A 13899-nucleotide genomic window follows, 5' to 3' on the forward strand; every position below is an offset into this window, starting at 1 on the left:
GCACTTCTCCCATCCCAGGACGGGCTCGACCCGGACCGGAGATGTACGTCCGAGAAGGAGGAAACACATGAGTTCCCAGGTTCGTGGCGGGACCAGATGGAAGCGCTTCGCTCTCGTCATGGTGCCGAGCATCGCGGCGACGGCTGCGGTCGGCGTGGGTCTGGCGCAGGGCGCGCTCGCGGCCTCGTTCAGCGTGTCCGGCCAGGACTTCAAGGTCACGGCCGACAAGCTCGAGGGCTTCGACCTGATCCAGTACGGCGGCATCGCCGAGGGTCACGACATGGCGGGCAACAAGGCCGCCCACCCGGTCACCATCTCCGGGTTCAAGAAGGCCAACATCACCAACATGTGCCAGTCGCTGGTCACCCCGGTGCCCGGTCTCGGCAACATCACCATGAAGCTGCGCGCGGGCCACAAGGGCTCGCCGGCGGTCGCCGACAACATCTACCTGGACGTCGCCGACCTGGACACCGAGGTGTCCACGTTCAAGAACCTCGACATCGGCGTGGCCGTCGGCGACGGCAGCCACACCACCAAGCCGCAGGCGGGCACGGTCAAGAACCCGTACGCCTTCTCGCAGCGTGCCGAGGTCGCGGTCCTCGAGGGCGTCAAGCAGCGTGCGTGGGCCACCACGGCCGGCACGTTCAAGCTGAGCAACCTCAGCCTGAAGCTCATCGCGGGCAACGACCCGTGCTACTAGGCCCTCGCGGTCTGTGAGCTGAACAAGTGAGCTGAACAAGTGAGCCGGACGGGCGGGCTGTCGTTCGCCGATCTCCCGTCCGTCCCGGCACATGTGATCTTCAGAGTTCTCCGTACCACCGTTTCCAGGGAGCTGTAGTCCATGAACGCCGAGACCCCGGGTTCCCACGAAGACATGCACTGGCTCGCCTTCGGGAAGATGAAGTTCCGCGACTGGCGCGGTCAGCGGCCTTTCTGGGCCGGGTTGTTCACGCTGCTCGGCGGTGTTCCGATCGCCTACTTCCCGTACGCGGACGTCCGGCTGGGCAACGTCACCATCGCCATGGCCACCACCGCCGGTGCCGGATCGCTCATCATCGGTGTACTTCTCGTGACGCTCGGCCTGGCTCTCTGGTTCCAGCAGAGCATCCGCGTCTTCGCGGGTGTCGCCGCGATCCTCCTGGCCCTGGTCTCGCTGCCCGTCTCGAACGTCGGCGGATTCTTCATGGGCTTCCTGTGTGCCCTGTTCGGCGGCGCGCTCGCGCTGTCGTGGGCCCCGGGCAAGCCGCCGGCCGAGGAGGACGCCCCGCAGGGCGCCGGGGCCGTGGAGTTCGCGCAGGGAGACTTCCCCGGCCCTCGCCCGGAAACGGATCCGCAGGGGATCTCGTACGAGCCCGCTCAGGGCGTCTCGTTCGAGAAGCCCGGTGCGACCGAGACGACTGCCCACGCCAATGGCGGGAGGAACAGTGCGGGGTGACGAGACGCAACGGGCCGTGGACCCAGGCGCAGAGTCCCGTGAGAGGAAGGGCCCGCGCCACGCGGCGCCCAGGAAGTCGCTGCTGAACAAGGTCCGGATACCCGCGGGCAAGGCGATGGCCCTCGCGGCGATGCCCACCGCGGTGTTCGTCGGGATGGGCATGGCGCCCAAGCTCGCCCTGGCCGACGACAAGGACATACCCTTCGCTCCCGGTCCGTGCGTGACGCGGTCCGACGAGCCCCCGGAGCCGGAGTCCCCGTCCCCGTCCGCCTCGAAGAGCCCCGACGAGAAGCCCTCGCCCGACGTGTCGCCGAGCGCGACCGCGAGCCCGGGCGAGACCACCGAGCCCGTCCCCACGGCCTCGCCCTCGGCGACCGGGCCCACGCACTCCCCTTCGGCCGAAGCGCCGGAGCCGGAGAAGAAGCCGGAGACCAAGCCGGCGGAGCAGCCCAAGAGCACGATCGACCCGCTCGACCCGCTGGGGCTGGGCGACAGGATCGAGGACTTCTTCGACGACATGGGCCGGCCGCTGCCGGAGAAGACGGCCACCCCGTCCCCCGAGCCGACCGGGCCCGAGACCGCCGCGAAGCCCGCGAAGCGCACCCCGGAGCCCGAGCCGGACCCCGCCGCCGACGCGATCCGCAAGGCGGCCGAGCGGGTGGGTGTCGAGGTCAAGGACCTCTCCGACGAGGTCAAGAAGACCGAGAAGAAGCCGAAGAACGAGACGGGCGAGAAGGCCGCCGAGGACGAGCTGGACGAGAACGGCAAGAAGCCGTTCCCCTGCCCGACCTACGACGCGAAGGCCCTGGCCGACGCGGAGCTGGAGGCCGGAGTCCCGCTGCTGCCGGACGAGCCCTGGTACCTGGACAGCTCACTGCTCACCCTGTACGGGCTGGACTACCACGGCATCGTCGAGGTGAAGACGGCCGGCGGCAAGATCAAGAAGGTGCTCAAGTTCACCGCGTCCTCGATCGACATCAAGGACCTGCACCAGACGATCGGCAAGGGCAAGGACGTCACGCACGTCAAGGCCCGCTCCGGCTCCACGTCGACGTTCCGCGGCGGCACGGTGACGATGTACACGGAGGAGCTCAAGGGCAACCTCTTCGGCATCATCCCGATCACCTTCGGTCCGGAGAGCCCGCCCCCGCTGAACGTGCCGTTCGCCTTCTTCACCAACGTGAAGCTGATCCAGGCGGGTCAGTTCGGCGGCACGCTGACCGTTCCCGGCCTGCAGAACTGGGTCGAATAGCAACGACGGCGACGCCAACGCCGAGGGCGGCGCCCCCGGGGATCCCGGGAGGCGCCGCCCTCGGCGTCTGTGCGGCAGATGTACGGCGGGGCAGCGCGGTCAGTCGCGCTCGCCGCCGCCCAGGTGGTGCACGCGGACCATGTTGGTCGTGCCGGGGACGCCGGGGGGCGAGCCGGCGGTGATGATCATGGTGTCGCCGCTGTTGTAGCGCTGGAGCTTGAGCAGCTCGCCGTCCACCAGGTCCACCATCGCATCGGTGTTGTCCACGTGCGGGACGACGTACGAGTCGACGCCCCAGCTCAGCGTGAGCTGGTTGCGGGTGTTCTCGTCCGTGGTGAAGGCCAGGATCGGCTGGGTCACGCGGTAGCGCGACAGACGGCGGGCCGTGTCACCGGACTGCGTGAAGGCGATGAGCGCCTTGCCGCCGAGGAAGTCGGCGATCTCGCAGGCCGCACGGGCCACGGAGCCGCCCTGGGTGCGCGGCTTCTTGCCCGGGACCAGCGGCTGGAGGCCCTTGGAGAGGAGCTCCTCCTCGGCCGCGACGACGATCTTCGACATCGTCTTCACGGTCTCGATCGGGTACGCGCCCACGGAGGACTCGGCCGACAGCATGACCGCGTCGGCGCCGTCCAGGATGGCGTTGGCGACGTCGGAGGCCTCGGCGCGGGTCGGCCGCGAGTTGGTGATCATCGACTCCATCATCTGGGTCGCGACGATCACCGGCTTGGCGTTGCGGCGGCACATCTCGATGAGGCGCTTCTGCACCATCGGGACCTTTTCGAGCGGATACTCGACGGCCAGGTCGCCGCGGGCCACCATGACCGCGTCGAAGGCCGCGACCACGGCCTCCATGTTCTCGACGGCCTGCGGCTTCTCCACCTTGGCGATGACGGGGACCCGGCGGCCCGCCTCGTCCATCACCTTGTGGACGTCCTTGACGTCGTTGGCGTCGCGCACGAAGGACAGCGCGACCATGTCGCAGCCCATGCGCAGCGCGAAGCGGAGGTCGTCGACGTCCTTCTCGGACAGGGCCGGGACGTTCACCGCCGCGCCGGGCAGGTTGATGCCCTTGTGGTCGGAGATGACGCCGCCCTCGACGACGATCGTCTTGACCCGCGGACCGTCGACCTCGACGACCCGCAGTTCGACGTTGCCGTCGTTGATCAGGACCGGGTCGCCCGTGGACACGTCGCCGGGCAGGCCCTTGTACGTGGTGCCGCAGATGGACTTGTCGCCCGGGACGTCCTCGGTGGTGATGGTGAACTCGTCACCGCGCACCAGCTCGACGGGGCCCTCGGCGAAGGTCTCCAGACGGATCTTGGGGCCCTGGAGGTCGGCGAGCACGCCGACCGCCCGGCCGGTCTCCCGTGCGGCCTGGCGGACGCGGTCGTACCGCTCCTGGTGCTCTGCCTGGGAACCGTGGCTGAAATTGAATCGGGCCACGTTCATACCGGCCTCGATGAGAGCTTTCAGCTGCTCGAGCGAGTCGACGGCGGGGCCCAGCGTGCAGACGATTTTGGAACGGCGCATGAAGCGGATCCTATCGGGTTTGTTTCGTAGCGGAATATTCCGTCTGGTGGAAAGTCCAAGTGACTACCCGGTAACCAGCGCGTACGTCTGGGTGGCGATCTCCAGCTCCTCGTCGGTGGGCACCACGGCCACCGCCACCCGCGCGTACTCGGCGGAGATCAGCCGCGGCTCGTCCGAGCGGACCGCGTTGGCCTCCAGGTCGAGTGCGAGCCCCAGCTCCGCCAGCCCGTCCACCGCAGCTTCGCGCACCGCGGCCGCGTTCTCGCCGACCCCGGCCGTGAAGGTCACCGCGTCCACCCGGCCGAGCACCGCCGAGTAGGCGCCGATGTACTTCTTCAGCCGGTGCACGTACGTCTCGAAGGCCAGGCGCGCCTCCTCGTCGCCCTCACCCGCGCGGCGCAGGATCTCCCGCATGTCGTTGTCCCCGCACATCCCCAGCAGGCCGCTCTTCTTGTTGAGGAGCGTGTCGATCTCGTCGACGGACAGCCCGCCCACCCGCGCCAGGTGGAAGACCACGGCCGGGTCGAGGTCGCCCGAGCGGGTGCCCATGACCAGGCCCTCCAGCGGGGTCAGCCCCATCGACGTGTCCACGCACACCCCGCCGCGCACGGCCGAGGCCGAGGCGCCGTTGCCCAGGTGCAGCACGATCACGTTCACGTCCTCGGGGGCCTTGCCCAGCAGCGCCGCCGTGGCCCGGGAGACGTAGGCGTGGGAGGTGCCGTGGAAGCCGTACCGGCGGATGGAGTGGCGCTCCGCCGTCGCGGCGTCGATCGCGTAGCGGGCGGCCGACTCCGGCATCGTCGCGTGGAAGGCCGTGTCGAAGACCGCCACCTGCGGGATGTCCGCGCGCAGCGACCGCGCCACCTCGATGCCGGTCACGTTCGCCGGGTTGTGCAGCGGCGCCAGCGGGACCAGGTGCCGGATCTCCGCCAGCACCTCGTCGTCGATGACGGTCGGCCGGGTGAAGCGGGTCCCGCCGTGCACCACCCGGTGCCCGACGGCGGCCAGCTCCGGCGAGTCCAGCCCCAGCCCGTCCGCGGCCAGTTCCGCGGCGACGGCCTTGAGCGCGGCCCCGTGGTCCGCGATCGGGCCGAGCTGCTCGCGCTTGGCGCCGCCCGCGAGGAGCGGGGTGTGCACGAGCCGGGAGGTCTCCTCGCCGATCCGCTCCACCAGGCCGGCGGCGAGGCGGGACCGGTCCGCCATGTCGAGCAGCTGGTACTTGACCGACGAGGAGCCGGAGTTGAGGACGAGTACGCGCGTTGCGGTCACGTTGGGGGTCTTTCCTTGGTCGGGGAGAGGGTCAGGCGGTGGGCGTGCCCGGGGACTGGGACTGGATCGCGGTGATCGCCACGGTCGTGACGATGTCCTGGACCAGCGCGCCGCGCGACAGGTCGTTGACCGGCTTGCGCAGACCCTGGAGGACCGGGCCGACCGCGACGGCGCCGGCGGAGCGCTGCACGGCCTTGTACGTGTTGTTGCCGGTGTTGAGGTCCGGGAAGATCAGCACTGTCGCCCGGCCGGCCACCTCGGACTCGGGCAGCTTGGTCGCGGCCACCGACGGCTCGACGGCGGCGTCGTACTGGATCGGGCCCTCGATCAGCAGATCGGGGCGGCGCTCGCGGACGATCTCGGTGGCCTTGCGGACCTTGTCCACGTCCGCGCCGGTGCCGGAGGTGCCGGTGGAGTACGAGAGCATCGCGATCCGCGGCTCGACCCCGAACGCCGCGGCGGTGGCGGCCGACTGGACGGCGATGTCGGCGAGCTGCTCGGCGTTCGGGTCCGGGTTCACCGCGCAGTCCCCGTACACGAGGACCCGGTCGGCCAGGCACATGAAGAAGACGGACGAGACGATCGCCGCTCCCCCAGAGGCTTCGCCCTGGGAGGTACCCCCCTGGCGGGTCTTGATGATCTCGAAGGCGGGGCGGATGGTCGCGGCCGTCGAGTGCACCGAGCCGGACACCATGCCGTCGGCCAGGCCCTCCTGGACCATCAGCGTGCCGAAGTAGTTGACGTCGGTGACGACGTCGTTGGCCAGCTCGACCGTCATGCCCTTGTGGGCGCGGACCTTCGCGTAGTACTCCGCGAACCGCTCCCGCAGCGGTGAGGTCAGCGGGTCGATGAGCTGCGCGCCCGAGATGTCGATGCCGAGGTCGGCGGCCTTCTTCTGGACGGCCTGCTCGTCGCCCAGCAGGGTCAGGTCGCAGACGCCCCGGCGCAGGACGACGTCCGCGGCGCGCAGCACCCGGTCCTCGGTGCCCTCGGGCAGGACGACCCGGCGGCGCTCGGCGCGCGCCTGCTCCAGCAGTTCGTGCTCGAACATCATCGGGGTGACGCGGGTCGAGCGGGTCACCGAGATCCGGTCGCGCAGCTCGGTGGTGTTCACGTGCCGCTCGAAGAGGCCGAGGGCGGTCTCCAGCTTGCGAGGGGTCGCGGAGTTCAACCGGCTCTGGAGGGCGAAGAGTTCGGCCGCGGTCGGGAAGCTGTTGCCGGCCACCGAGACCACCGGGGTCCCCGGGGCGAGCTTCGAGGCGAGGGTCAGGATGTCCTGCGAGGGGCGCTCGTTGAGGGTCAGCAGCACGCCGGCGATCGGCGGGGTGCCGGAGGCGTGCGCGGCGAGGGCGCCCACCACCAGGTCGGAGCGGTCGCCGGGGGTCACCACGAGACAGCCGGGCGTCAGGGCGCCCAGGAAGTTGGGCAGGTGCGCGCCGCCGAAGACGAAGTCCACGGCGTCGCGGGCCAGTCCCGCCTCGTCGCCGAGCAGCACCTCGCCGCCGAGGGCCTGGGTGATCTGGGCGACCGTCGGCGCCGACAGCGTCTTGTCGTCGGGGAGCACGTAGCAGGGGACGGGGAGGCGGGCCGCGAGCCGCTCGGCTATGACCTCGCGGTCCTCGGCGGCCACCCGGTTGACCACCATGGCGACGACCTGGCAGCCCAGGGACTCGTAGGCGCGGTGGGCGTTGCGGGCCTCGGCGCGGACCGACTCGGCGGTCTGGGCGGTGCCGCCGACGACGGGCACGACGACGGCCCCCAGTTCGTTGGCGAGGCGCGCGTTCAGCGCCAGCTCGTCGGGCAGGCTCGTATCGGCGAAGTCCGTGCCGAGCACCAGGACCACGTCGGCGTCGCGGGCCACCCGGTGGTAATGGTCGACGAGCCGGGAGACCAGCTCGTCCGCGCCCTTCTCGGCGAGCAGCGCCGAGGCCTCGTGGTACTCCATGCCGTGCACGGTCGCCGGATCCTGCTCCAGCCGGTAGCGGGCCTTGAGCAGGTCGAACAGCCGGTCGGGCCCGTCGTGCAGCAGCGGGCGGTAGACGCCGACCCGGCCCGTCTGGCGGGCCAGCAGCTCCATGATCCCCAGCTCGACGACCTGCCGGCCGTCCCCCCGGTCGATACCGGTCACGTACACGCTGCGCGTCACGCGTGCTCTCCGTCCTTGTTCGCCTGCCTGTCCGGCAGCGGGTCTGTGAGTCGAAATTCCCCGTTGGTGTGGGCTTGCCCTCTTGACAATACCTCCGCGGGTGGATAGGGCGCCCGCCGGAGGAAAGGCCTGTTCGGCAGGGTCCAAAGGCCTTTCGGGCGGAGCAGCACAAAGCGCGCCCGGACCGGGCCCCGTGGAACAATCGGACAGGCTTGACATCTACACCCAGTACATCCGCATATGTACGCCCCCAGGAGCAGGAGACACAGCACGATGCGTATCGGAGTTCTCACCGCAGGCGGCGACTGCCCCGGCCTGAACGCTGTCATCCGGTCGGTCGTGCACCGGGCCGTGGTGGGCCACGGCGATGAAGTCATCGGCTTCGAGGACGGGTTCAAGGGGCTCCTCGACGGCCACTTCCGTCCCCTCGACATCAATGCGGTCAGCGGCATCCTGGCCCGCGGCGGCACCATCCTCGGCTCCGCCCGCATGGAGCGCGCGCGGCTGAGCGAGGCCGCGGAGAACGCCAACGCCCTGGCCGAGCGCTACGGCATCGACGTGCTGATCCCGATCGGTGGCGAGGGCACGCTCACCGCCTCCCGGATGCTCTCGGAGGCCGGGATGCCCGTGGTCGGCGTACCGAAGACCATCGACAACGACATCTCCTGCACCGACCGCACCTTCGGCTTCGACACCGCCGTCACGGTCGCCACCGAGGCCATCGACCGCCTCAAGACCACCGCCGAATCCCACCAGCGCGTGATGGTCGTCGAGGTCATGGGCCGTCACGCGGGCTGGATCGCCCTGGAGTCCGGCATGGCGGGCGGCGCGCACGGCATCTGCCTCCCGGAGCGTCCCTTCGAGGTCGACGACCTGGTCAAGATGGTGGAGGAACGCTTCGCCCGCGGCAAGAAGTTCGCGGTCGTCTGCGTCGCCGAGGGCGCGCACCCGGCCGAGGGCTCGATGCCGTACGAGAAGGGCGCGATCGACCAGTACGGCCACGAGCGCTTCGCCGGCATCGGCAACCGGCTCGCCGTCGAGCTGGAGCGCCGGCTGGGCAAGGAGGCCCGCCCGGTCATCCTCGGCCACGTCCAGCGCGGCGGTGTGCCGACGGCGTACGACCGCGTGCTCGCGACCCGCTTCGGCTGGCACGCCGTCGAGGCCGCCCACCGCGGCGACTTCGGCAAGATGACGGCGCTGCGCGGCACCGACATCGTGATGGCACCGCTGGCGGAGGCCGTCACCGAGCTGAAGACGGTCCCGGAGGACCGCATGTACGAGGCCGAGTCGGTCTTCTGACCCCGCGCCCCGCACGCCGTGCACCAGGCCGAACGGCCCGGTGCGACGGGACCTGCGGCCCCCGTCCGGCGCCGAACGGCCCCGGGCCCCTCCCTGACGGAGGGGCCGGGGCCGTTCGCATTCCGGACGCACCGGGCCCGCAGGCGGGTCGGCGGGGTGAGCGTCCTCACTGCCCGGGGTCGCCGGCGAGCTGCCAGAAGCGCTCGACGATCTGCGTCAGGTACTCGCGCCCCGAGTCCCCGCTGGCGGCCTGACCCCCGCCGCCGCCCCAGCTCAGCGTGGCGACCATGCGGGACTGGTACTCGTCGTAGAGCCGCTCCACCACCCGCTCCAGGTGCGGCTTCGGCACCGGGAGCAGCTTGGCGAGCGGCTTGGTGTACGCCTGCCAGCGCGTGGTCACCGCATTGCGCAGCAGCTCCGCGAGCTCCTCTTCCTTGCCGGTCGCGATGACGAAGGCGGGCAGGGAGAGGGAGAGCACTTGGGCGAGCGCGGCCGACTGGCGTTCGTTGCCCTTCCAGCGCCCCGAGTCCTCCATCTTCTGGTATGCGCCCGCATCGAGTCCGACCCGGCGGGCCAGGTCCTCGCCGCTGAGTCCCCGGGCGATCCGGTGCTCGCGCAGGGTGGTCGGCTCGGCGAGCAGTTCTCCGGGGGAACACCACAGGACCCCCGCGAGCGCGGTCAGCTCGGGAGCGCTCGGCGAGGACTCGCCGCGCTCCCAGGCCATCACGGTCTCGGGGGTGACCTGGATCCCGTACTGGGCGCTGAGCCCGTAGGCGACGTGGCCGGGCGCCATGCCCAGGGCCGCCCGCAGGCGGCGGGCGGCGGGGGCATTGAAAGGGGGGCTCTGGTGCACGAGCACACGCTAGAAGTGGCCGGGCCCCGGCGACTACGGTCTGTTCGACCAAGCTCACAACTCGTAGGAACATCCTAGGATGGCTGGCGGTTTGGGCGGTTTTCCCCGCGACCGTCCGGTAACCCTACGCGGCGCCATGATCTCCGCGGGTAGCTTTTCGGTCAAGGCGGGCCGCGGCGAGGAGCAGGCCCACCGGGATCAGCCCGAGCAGGAAGCCCGACGGCAGCAGGACCCAGCTGTCGATCAAGACCCACCCTGCCATACCCCACCCGACGTACGCCGGAACGCGCTGCCCGGTCCGCGCCATGTGCGCGACGAGAAGGCCGAGCAGGACCAGCGGGACGCCGAAGCCGCCCGGCAGGGCCCAGAAGTCCGCCAGCGAAGCGGCGTTGGCCGCGGCCCCGCCCTTCGCGCCGTGCAGCTCGCCGCGGGCCCAGTCGTCCCAGCGCGACCAGGTGGTGACGGCGAAGAAGGCGATGTGGACGACGCCGATCGCGGCGGCACTGCGTCCCGCCCAGGCGTTCAGGGCCGCGGCGCGCGGCGGCACGGCGGGGAGGGGCCGGTGCCGGCGGGGGTCGGCCGCGTCGGGGTGGGAGTCGGAGGCGCTCTTTTCGGCACTGCTCGTTCCGATACTCATAGTTCCGTATGATGGACGCGTGGAGCCCTCGAAGCAAGCCCTCGGCCGACCCCGGGACGGCCGGGTCGACATCGCCGTCCGTGCGGCGGTCCGGGAACTGGTCGCGGAGGCCGGATACGCGGCGCTCACGGTCGACGCCGTCGCCGCGCGCGCCCGCGTGGGCAAGGCCGCGATCTACCGCCGCTACGCCTCGCGCGGGGAACTGGTCTTCGCCGCCCTCGTCCACGGCCGCGAGATGCAGCCGCTGCCCGACACCGGATCGCTGCGCGGGGACCTCACCGGACTCGCACAGGTGGTCCTCGCGGCGTTCACCGACCCCGTCTTCGCCCCGGCCGCCCCCGGCCTGCTCGCCGACATACGGCGGGACCCCGCCATCTCCGAACGCTTCCAGCACACCTTCATCGCGGGGGAGCGCACGGAGGTGGCGGCCCTGCTGGAGCGGGCCGGGCGGCGCGGCGAACTGCCGTCGCCGCCCGACCCCGCCCTGGTCCACGCCACCGTCCTGGGCACCGCCTTCGCCTGGATCTTCCTGCTCGGCGAGCCGCCGTCGCCGGACCTGGCCGCACGGATCGCGGCCGTGGCGTACGCGGGTCTGACGGCCGAGACCTGACGGCTGACGGCTGACGCCTGGGCTGAGGACTGAGGACTGAGGACTGAGGACTGACGGCTCGGGCTTCCGGTGTGTGCCGGGGCCCGGCTATGCGGCCCGGTCCTCCCCGAGCGTCTCGGCGACGGCCCGCGCGAGCCAGGCGTCCGTGTGCCCGAAGCGGAAGCCCAGCTCCTCGGCGCGCGCGTTGGACATCCCGTACCCGCGGCCGAAGGAGAAGGGGGACGCCTCCTCCCCGTCAGCCGCCGTACGGAAGGACACCGTGCCGCCGGTGACCTCCCGCACCGCCGCGCAGACGTCCTCCGTCCCCAGCGGTCCGTGGGCGTTCGCGTTCACCGGCCCGGTGAACTCCTGGCCGGCCGCCCAGAAGAGGAAGTCCGCGATCTCCTCCACGTACACGTACGTCGACGCGCGGTTCACCGCCGGGACCACCACCGGCTCGCCCGCCCGGATCCGCTGCGCGTAGTGGTCCAGCCGCCCGGTGAAGTCGTCCGCCCCGCCCAGCACGTGCGCCGTGCGCACCGAGACGTACGGGAACGCCGGCGCCGCCGCGAACACCGCCTCGGCCTGCTGCTTGCCCTCGCCGTAGTGCGCGTCGCGGTACGCGCCGTCCGCCCACGGCAGGCCCGTGTCCACCGGCACCCCGGCCGGGTCCACGGCGTCCTCCCCGACCGGCTCGTCCGCGTCCAGGTGCGCGTACACCTCGATCGTCGAGGTCATCACGTACCGCCGGGTCCGCCCCTCGAAGACGCGCCGGGCGATCGCCGCCTGCACGGGCGTGTAGCAGACCTGGTCGATCACCACGTCGAAGGAGCGGTCCCCGAGGGCCGCCCGCAGTGCAGGCTCGTCGTCGCGGTCGGCGACCAGGTGCACGGCCCCCGCCGGCGGGGCCGCCGAGCCGCGGTTCACCACCGTGACCCGGTCGCCCGCCGCCAGCAGCCGCTCGATGAGCCGCTTGCCGAAGTACCGGTTGCCGCCGATGACACAGACCTCGCGCATGGCCGTCTTCCCCCGCCGTCGCCGTAAGAGTGATCTTCCTGTCGCCCCTGTAAGCACCGCGGCCCACCGCGGTGTTCCCGCAAGCGGCCTTGCCCTGACGCCGACGTCAAGGCTTAGCGTCGGGCCATGCGCATCGGAGAGCTGGCGGCGAAGGCCGGGACCACCACCCGCACCCTGCGGTACTACGAGAGCAGGGGGCTGCTCTCCGCGCGCCGCGACACGAACGGGCACCGCACGTACGACGAGGGCGACCTCCGGCTGCTCCGGCAGATCCGGACCCTCCAGGACTTCGGGTTCGAACTGGAAGAGACGCGTCCCTTCGTGGAGTGCCTGCGCGCCGGGCACCCGGCGGGGGACTCCTGCCCGGCCTCGCTGATGGTCTACCGCCGCAAGCTGTCCGAACTGGACGAACTGATAGGCCAGTTGACACAGGTGCGGACGGAGGTGTCCCGGCAGCTCGCGCTCGCCGAGCGGGCGACGGCCGAGCTCGCCGCGGAGGCCGCAGCCCCGGACGCCCCGGCGCCGCGCTGCGCACTCGCCCAGCCGGACGGACCCGATGAAGACGACCGACATGCATGACGACGAAGGAGACGGACCGATGAAGGCAGCAGGAGTGGCCGAAGTGACCGACGGGACCTTCGAGGCGGAGGTGCTGAGGGCGGAGCTCCCCGTCCTCGTCGAGTTCACCGCCGACTGGTGCGGCCCCTGCCGCCAGCTCGCCCCCGTGCTCGGCGCGGTCGCGGCCGAGCAGGCGGACCGGATCAAGGTGGTCCAGCTGGACGTGGACCGCAACCCCGGCACGACGGCCCGCTACGGAGTGCTGTCCATGCCCACCCTGCTGGTCTTCCGCCGGGGCGAGCCCGTCCGCGAGATGGTCGGCGCCCGCCCCAAGCGCAGGCTCCTCCAGGAGCTCGGAGAGGCGCTGGGCGAGATGCTGGTTGCCCCTTGATCCCGATAGTGGCGCATGTCACAGCATTGGTCCAGACCGGTTGATGCGAGTTAAGTGATCTTGGCCGGATTTGGTAAGCGGAAGCCCCGGTTACGTTCGCTCCAGCGCTGTGATCCAGCGTCAACACGTGATCAGTTGAGGGGCAATGGAACGAGAAGAGCAGTTGTCCGCACAAGAGCGCGGACGGCCGTGGCCGGGGCGCGGCCTGCGTTACATCGCAGGAACCGCCGCCCTGGTCCTGGCGGCCGGGCTGGTGGACACCACCGGCGTGGCCATCGCCGCTGACCAGGAGCAGCAGAACGCGGCGGACGCGAAGCCGTCCGCCCCCACCCAGGCCAAGGACATCCCGTCCGCGCGGGTCGCCGCCCGGCTGTCGGGCAAGCGGGTGGAGGCGTTGTCGGAGCGTACGGAGACGTCGACGACGTGGGTGAACAAGGACGGTTCGCTCACGTCCGAGATCGCCGGCGGTCCGGTCCGCTTCCAGGAGCCGGCGACCGGTGAGTGGCGCGATGTGAACGTCGAGCTGGCCGCGCAGGCGGACGGCTCGGTCGAGCCGAAGGCGCATCCGCGCGGTCTGCGGCTGGCGGGCAAGTCGGGTGCGAAGGCTGCGTCGTTGAAGGCGGCGCAGGCCGCTGCGGCGACGGATCTGGTCACGCTGGGAGAGGGTGACCAGCAGATCACGCTGCAGTGGCGCGGCGGTCTGCCCAAGCCCGTGCTGGACGGTACGCGTGCCACCTACGTGAACGCCGTGCCCGGTGCGGACGTGGTCGTGGAGGCGACCCGTACCGGGTTCGAGCAGTTCGTCGAGGTCAAGGCCAAGCCCGCGGGGGGCTTCTCGTACACGCTGCCGCTGAAGACCAAGGGTCTGAAGGTTCAGCCCCAGGCCGACGGCAGCGTCCTCTTCACCGACAAGAAGTCGAAGA

At 71.1% G+C, this 13899-nt stretch carries 13 protein-coding genes and 1 pseudogene; 8 read left to right on the forward strand and 6 right to left on the reverse strand.

From position 1 onward, the window contains the following. Positions 1-67: 67 nt before the first annotated feature. The 3 genes from ACZ7H1_RS24245 to ACZ7H1_RS24255 all read left to right on the forward strand — a co-directional run bounded on the left by ACZ7H1_RS24245 (position 68) and on the right by ACZ7H1_RS24255 (position 2687). On the forward strand, positions 68-700 hold the full coding sequence (locus ACZ7H1_RS24245) for a DUF6230 family protein (protein WP_470789528.1): 633 nt from the start codon (positions 68-70) through the stop codon (positions 698-700). A 141-nt stretch (positions 701-841) separates the two neighbouring features. Continuing rightward, entirely contained in the window at positions 842-1435 is a 594-nt protein-coding gene (locus ACZ7H1_RS24250; RefSeq protein WP_470789530.1) for a DUF6114 domain-containing protein, read from the forward strand. Then, the gene (locus tag ACZ7H1_RS24255; RefSeq protein ID WP_470789532.1) at positions 1425-2687 is read left to right on the forward strand and encodes a hypothetical protein; all 1263 of its coding nucleotides are present in this window, start codon (positions 1425-1427) and stop codon (positions 2685-2687) included. The genes ACZ7H1_RS24250 and ACZ7H1_RS24255 overlap by 11 nt, the downstream gene beginning before the upstream one ends. Before the next feature lie 99 nt (positions 2688-2786). Here the strand turns inward: ACZ7H1_RS24255 and pyk are convergent, their stop codons facing one another. The 3 genes from pyk to pta all read right to left on the reverse strand — a co-directional run bounded on the left by pyk (position 2787) and on the right by pta (position 7632). Further along, positions 2787-4217 carry a pyruvate kinase gene (gene pyk, locus ACZ7H1_RS24260; RefSeq protein ID WP_470789534.1) on the reverse strand — a complete coding sequence of 477 codons (1431 nt, stop codon included), beginning with the start codon at positions 4215-4217 and terminating at the stop codon, positions 2787-2789. A gap of 63 nt (positions 4218-4280) precedes the next feature. Next, positions 4281-5486: an acetate kinase gene (locus ACZ7H1_RS24265; RefSeq protein WP_470789536.1), complete on the reverse strand. Its 1206-nt coding sequence runs from the start codon at positions 5484-5486 to the stop codon at positions 4281-4283. Between the two features lie 31 nt (positions 5487-5517). Further along, complete coding sequence (gene pta / locus ACZ7H1_RS24270; protein WP_470789537.1) at positions 5518-7632, reverse strand: phosphate acetyltransferase; 2115 nt, start codon at positions 7630-7632, stop codon at positions 5518-5520. 273 nt (positions 7633-7905) lie between these two features. Between pta and ACZ7H1_RS24275 the strand changes: the two genes are divergently transcribed. After that, the gene (locus tag ACZ7H1_RS24275; RefSeq protein WP_470789539.1) at positions 7906-8931 is read left to right on the forward strand and encodes an ATP-dependent 6-phosphofructokinase; all 1026 of its coding nucleotides are present in this window, start codon (positions 7906-7908) and stop codon (positions 8929-8931) included. Between the two features lie 166 nt (positions 8932-9097). On the opposite strand, the gene ACZ7H1_RS24280 is transcribed toward ACZ7H1_RS24275, so the two are convergent. Beyond that, positions 9098-9724, reverse strand: a complete 627-nt coding sequence (locus ACZ7H1_RS24280; protein ID WP_470789565.1) for an XRE family transcriptional regulator — start codon at positions 9722-9724, stop codon at positions 9098-9100. A 184-nt stretch (positions 9725-9908) separates the two neighbouring features. Further along, positions 9909-10421, reverse strand: a complete 513-nt coding sequence (locus ACZ7H1_RS24285) for a DUF6463 family protein (protein WP_470789541.1) — start codon at positions 10419-10421, stop codon at positions 9909-9911. Between the two features lie 19 nt (positions 10422-10440). Here ACZ7H1_RS24285 and ACZ7H1_RS24290 point away from each other — a divergent pair, with 19 nt between their 5' ends. Further along, a complete protein-coding gene (locus ACZ7H1_RS24290) occupies positions 10441-11031 on the forward strand; it encodes a TetR/AcrR family transcriptional regulator (protein WP_470789543.1) in 591 nt (196 codons plus the stop codon). 87 nt (positions 11032-11118) lie between these two features. On the opposite strand, the gene ACZ7H1_RS24295 is transcribed toward ACZ7H1_RS24290, so the two are convergent. Then, the gene (locus ACZ7H1_RS24295; RefSeq protein WP_470789545.1) at positions 11119-12027 is read right to left on the reverse strand and encodes an NAD-dependent epimerase/dehydratase family protein; all 909 of its coding nucleotides are present in this window, start codon (positions 12025-12027) and stop codon (positions 11119-11121) included. A gap of 126 nt (positions 12028-12153) precedes the next feature. Here ACZ7H1_RS24295 and ACZ7H1_RS24300 point away from each other — a divergent pair, with 126 nt between their 5' ends. From ACZ7H1_RS24300 to ACZ7H1_RS24310, 3 genes and pseudogenes are all read left to right on the forward strand, one after another. After that, complete coding sequence (locus ACZ7H1_RS24300; RefSeq protein WP_470789547.1) at positions 12154-12606, forward strand: MerR family transcriptional regulator; 453 nt, start codon at positions 12154-12156, stop codon at positions 12604-12606. A 19-nt stretch (positions 12607-12625) separates the two neighbouring features. Next, positions 12626-12976, forward strand: coding sequence for a thioredoxin (gene trxA, locus ACZ7H1_RS24305; protein ID WP_470789549.1), 351 nt, complete (start codon positions 12626-12628; stop codon positions 12974-12976). A gap of 145 nt (positions 12977-13121) precedes the next feature. Then, positions 13122-13899 (forward strand): annotated as a pseudogene (locus ACZ7H1_RS24310) (sugar-binding protein); the annotation flags it as partial.

The organism is Streptomyces sp. NPDC037401, assembly GCF_055602345.1.

What these genes read in the sequence shown, in the direction of transcription:
- trxA (WP_470789549.1), top strand. Translation starts at nt 12,626, where the DNA reads ATGAAGGCAGCAGGAGTGGCCGAAGTGACCGACGGGACCTTCGAGGCG.
- ACZ7H1_RS24250 (WP_470789530.1), top strand. Translation starts at nt 842, where the DNA reads ATGAACGCCGAGACCCCGGGTTCCCACGAAGACATGCACTGGCTCGCC.
- pyk (WP_470789534.1), bottom strand. Translation starts at nt 4,217, where the DNA reads ATGCGCCGTTCCAAAATCGTCTGCACGCTGGGCCCCGCCGTCGACTCG.
- ACZ7H1_RS24300 (WP_470789547.1), top strand. Translation starts at nt 12,154, where the DNA reads ATGCGCATCGGAGAGCTGGCGGCGAAGGCCGGGACCACCACCCGCACC.
- ACZ7H1_RS24275 (WP_470789539.1), top strand. Translation starts at nt 7,906, where the DNA reads ATGCGTATCGGAGTTCTCACCGCAGGCGGCGACTGCCCCGGCCTGAAC.
- ACZ7H1_RS24280 (WP_470789565.1), bottom strand. Translation starts at nt 9,724, where the DNA reads ATGGCGCCCGGCCACGTCGCCTACGGGCTCAGCGCCCAGTACGGGATC.
- ACZ7H1_RS24285 (WP_470789541.1), bottom strand. Translation starts at nt 10,421, where the DNA reads ATGAGTATCGGAACGAGCAGTGCCGAAAAGAGCGCCTCCGACTCCCAC.
- ACZ7H1_RS24245 (WP_470789528.1), top strand. Translation starts at nt 68, where the DNA reads ATGAGTTCCCAGGTTCGTGGCGGGACCAGATGGAAGCGCTTCGCTCTC.
- ACZ7H1_RS24295 (WP_470789545.1), bottom strand. Translation starts at nt 12,027, where the DNA reads ATGCGCGAGGTCTGTGTCATCGGCGGCAACCGGTACTTCGGCAAGCGG.